2 protein-coding genes and 6 tRNA genes are annotated in these 3,861 nt (G+C 34.2%); all 8 read left to right on the forward strand.

Annotation, left to right across the window (positions count from 1 at the left end; all coding sequences use genetic code 11):
• The first annotated feature begins 63 nt into the window (after window positions 1-63).
• Window positions 64-140, forward strand: a tRNA-Met gene (locus QZZ11_RS03390).
• Window positions 141-144: 4 nt separating this feature from the next.
• Window positions 145-221: transfer RNA gene (locus QZZ11_RS03395), tRNA-Asp, on the forward strand.
• Between the two features lie 7 nt (window positions 222-228).
• Window positions 229-304, forward strand: a tRNA-Phe gene (locus tag QZZ11_RS03400).
• 245 nt (window positions 305-549) lie between these two features.
• On the forward strand, window positions 550-2,775 hold the full coding sequence (gene pflB, locus QZZ11_RS03405) for a formate C-acetyltransferase (RefSeq protein ID WP_292473618.1): 2,226 nt from the start codon (window positions 550-552) through the stop codon (window positions 2,773-2,775).
• Complete coding sequence (pflA, locus tag QZZ11_RS03410) at window positions 2,738-3,472, forward strand: pyruvate formate-lyase-activating protein (RefSeq protein ID WP_292473619.1); 735 nt, start codon at window positions 2,738-2,740, stop codon at window positions 3,470-3,472. Before pflB ends, pflA begins: the two co-directional genes overlap by 38 nt.
• A gap of 96 nt (window positions 3,473-3,568) precedes the next feature.
• Window positions 3,569-3,645 (forward strand) — tRNA-Val (locus tag QZZ11_RS03415).
• A gap of 2 nt (window positions 3,646-3,647) precedes the next feature.
• Window positions 3,648-3,723: transfer RNA gene (locus QZZ11_RS03420), tRNA-Thr, on the forward strand.
• A gap of 8 nt (window positions 3,724-3,731) precedes the next feature.
• Window positions 3,732-3,812 (forward strand) — tRNA-Tyr (locus tag QZZ11_RS03425).
• Window positions 3,813-3,861 lie beyond the last annotated feature (49 nt).

Here is a 3,861-nt window from a genome sequence, read left to right on the forward strand (position 1 = left end):
AACCGGAAGGTCGTGTAAGCGGCGCAGGGGTTCGAATCCCTTTCCCTCCGCCATTTTAATTATCGCGGGATGGAGCAGTCTGGTAGCTCGCTGGGCTCATAACCCGGAGGCCGTTGGTTCAAATCCAGCTCCCGCAACCATGATGGTTCGTTAGTCTAGTGGTCTATGACGCCTGCCTGTCACGCAGGAGATCACGGGTTCAACTCCCGTACGAACCGCCATTTTTTTGGCTCCATAGCTCAGTCGGTAGAGCAGAGGACTGAAAATCCTTGTGTCACTGGTTCAATTCCCGTTGGAGCCACCATTGAAATTTACTCGTAATTCGAGAATATATAAACCCGTTAAACTCATGCGTGATGTCAGGGGATTGATGATATTAAAAAAACCTAATCATTATGATTAGTTTTTTTGTTGTATAAAATTATTTGTTTTGCCCATTTTAACCGTAAAATTAACGTTTAATTAGTGTATAAAATTAACAACTTTGTCTCATTTTGTTGTTTTTTAACATAAAATATTATAATATTAAAGTTAAGGTAGGTAGAGAGCATGAAAGAATGGTATGGCTTTAAAGGTGAGACTTGGCAAACAGATATTAATGTTTTTGACTTTATTTTAAATAATTATTCCGAGTACACTGGAGGCGGTGACTTTTTAGTGGGAGCTTCCATGAAGACTAAAAAAATATGGGATAAATGTGTAAGCCTAATAGCTGAAGAGGGAAAAAAAGGCGTTTTAGATATTGATGTTAATCATGTCTCTGGAATTAATAATTTTAATGCTGGCTATATTGATAAGGAAAACGAGGTAATTGTAGGATTACAAACTGATGAACCATTAAAACGTATGATTAATCCTTTTGGTGGAATTCGTATGGTTGAAAAGTCATTGGCGGCTTACAATTATAATTTAAATCCTGGCATAGACTATTATTTTAGACAATTCAGAAAGACACATAATGATGGTGTTTTTGATGCTTATACTCCTGAAATTAGAACCGCAAGAAGCGTAGGCCTTTTAACTGGATTGCCTGATGCCTATGGAAGAGGACGAATTATAGGAGATTATCGACGTGTTGCCTTATACGGAATTGATTTTTTAGTTGCAAAAAAGGAAGCGGATTTATTGAATATTAACGGCCGCATGTCAGATGATGTTATTAGGTTAAGAGAAGAAGTTTCTGAACAAATTAAGGCATTAAAGAAAATTAAATTAATGGCCGAAAAGTATGGATACGATATTTCTAAACCAGCTTCAAATGCTAAAGAGGCTATTCAATGGACATATTTTGGCTATTTGGCAGCAATCAAGGAAAATAATGGCGCAGCAATGAGTTTAGGTAGAACCTCAACTTTCTTAGATATCTATATTGAAAGGGATTTGCAAAGTGGATTATTAACAGAAGAAGAGGCTCAAGAATTAATTGATCAGTTTATTATCAAACTACGAATAGCTCGACATTTAAGAACTCCTGAATATGATGAATTATTTTCTGGTGATCCAACATGGGTTACCGAATCTATTGGAGGAATGTTAGAAGATGGTAAAACATCATTAATAACTAAAAACTCATTTAGATATCTACACACATTAATTAATTTAGGAAGTGCACCAGAACCAAATTTAACTATATTATGGAGCGAAAATTTACCTGAAAAGTTTAAAGAATATGCTGCTTCTATTTCTATAAAAACAGATTCCCTACAATATGAAAATGATGATTTAATGAGACCAATTTATGGAAGTGATTATGCTATCGCTTGTTGTGTTTCTGCAATGAAGATTGGAAAACAAATGCAATTCTTTGGTGCAAGATGTAATTTGGCAAAATCATTATTATTAGCAATTAATTGTGGATATGATGAAAAACGTAATTTAAAAGTAATTGATGATATAAGTAAAGTATCAGATGATTTAAATTATGAGGAAGTATTAACTAATTACAAGTTGGTTTTGAGTAAGGTGGCTGCAATTTATACCGATGCAATGAACATTATTCATTTTATGCATGATAAGTATGCTTATGAAGCAGGACAAATGGCTTTGCATGATACTAGTGTTGAAAGGCTAATGGCATTTGGTGTAGCTGGTTTATCAGTGGCAGTTGATTCTTTATCTGCTATAAAGTATTCAAAGGTTAAGGCCATCCGTGATGAAAATAATATTGCTGTGGATTTTGAAATAGAGGGAGAATATCCACAATATGGTAATGATGATGATCGCGTTGATACCATTGCAAAGGAAATATTAGATTATTTTTATAAAGAATTATGTAAATATAAATTGTATCGTGATGCTAAACATACATTATCAGTTTTAACAATTACATCTAACGTTGTGTATGGTGAAAAAACTGGTGCAACGCCAGATGGAAGAAAGTCTGGAGAACCATTTGCTCCTGGGGCAAATCCGATGCATGGGCGAGATAAATCTGGAGCGTTAGCAAGTTTAAACAGTGTTGCAAAATTAGATTATGTAAATTGTTGCCGTGATGGAATATCTAATACTTTTTCAATAACACCATCAACTTTAGGAAAGAGTGAAAGTGAACAAATTTCTAACTTGGTTGATATTTTAGATGGGTACTTTAAACAGCATGCACATCATTTAAACGTTAATGTTTTAAATCGAGAAACTTTAATAGATGCGATGAATAATCCAGAAAAATATCCAATGTTAACAATAAGAGTATCTGGATATGCAGTTAGATTTAATAGATTAACTAAAAAGCAGCAACTTGAGGTTATTAGTAGGACTTTCCATGAAAAAATGTAGTTTAGAAGTTAGCTCTATTGAAACAATGGGATTACTAGATGGACCAGGTGTAAGGGTTGTAGTTTTTTTGAATAGGTGTAATTTAAGGTGTATTTTTTGCCATAACCCAGAATCTTGGGCGTGTAAGGGTAGGGAGTATAGTATTGATGACCTATTTGAAACAATATTGAAATATAAAAATTATTTAAAAAACGGTGGTGTTACTTTTTCTGGAGGAGAACCTTTGCTTCAATCTGAACAGTTAATATCACTTATAGTAAAATTAAAAAAAGAAAATATTCATGTTGCAATTGATACAGCTGGTTATGTCGAATTAACCTCTGAAGTTAAAAGTGTAATAGAATTATCAAATTTAGTAATCATGGATATTAAATCCACAAATTCTATAGGATATAAACAGATTTGTGGTGGCAAAATAGAGTTACAAGAGGATTTTATTAATTATTTAAACACTATTAATAAAGAAATTTGGATTAGACAGGTAATTGTTCCGGGTATTAATGATAACGAGCAATATATTCAACAGTTAAATGACTATATAAAAAAGATTAAAAATGTCACTAATGTTGAATTGCTAGGTTATCACGGAATGGGAAAAGTGAAGTATAAAGAATTGAATTTAAAGTATTCGCTTGATGATACCCCAGATATGGATTTGAATAGATTAAATGAATTAAGAGAAAAAATAGATTTTTAGTAAAAAACAATAAAAATGTCATAAAAGATATTGACATTTTTTGCTTGTAATGGTATATTTAATATCGTCCAAAGGAAAAAGTGTGGGCTAGTATTTGGGCGATTAGCTCAGTTGGTTAGAGCACCTGCCTTACAAGCAGGGGGTCACAGGTTCGAGTCCTATATCGCCCACCATTGCCGACTTAGCGTAATTGGTAGCGCAACTGACTTGTAATCAGTAGGTTGGGGGTTCGATTCCCTCAGTCGGCACCACTTATTTTGGAGGGTTAGCGAAGTGGTCAAACGCGGTAGACGGTAAATCTGTTCCTTCGGGTTCCAGGGTTCAAATCCATGACCCTCCACGACTTTTTAATGCCTCGTATCCAAGTGGGAAGGCAGCAGACGTTTACG

This window comes from Methanosphaera sp., from assembly GCF_016282985.1.
Lineage (GTDB): Archaea > Methanobacteriota > Methanobacteria > Methanobacteriales > Methanobacteriaceae > Methanosphaera.

Excerpts from the sequence above, each read along its gene's own strand:
- pflB (WP_292473618.1), top strand. The coding sequence starts at position 550 with ATGAAAGAATGGTATGGCTTTAAAGGTGAGACTTGGCAAACAGATATT.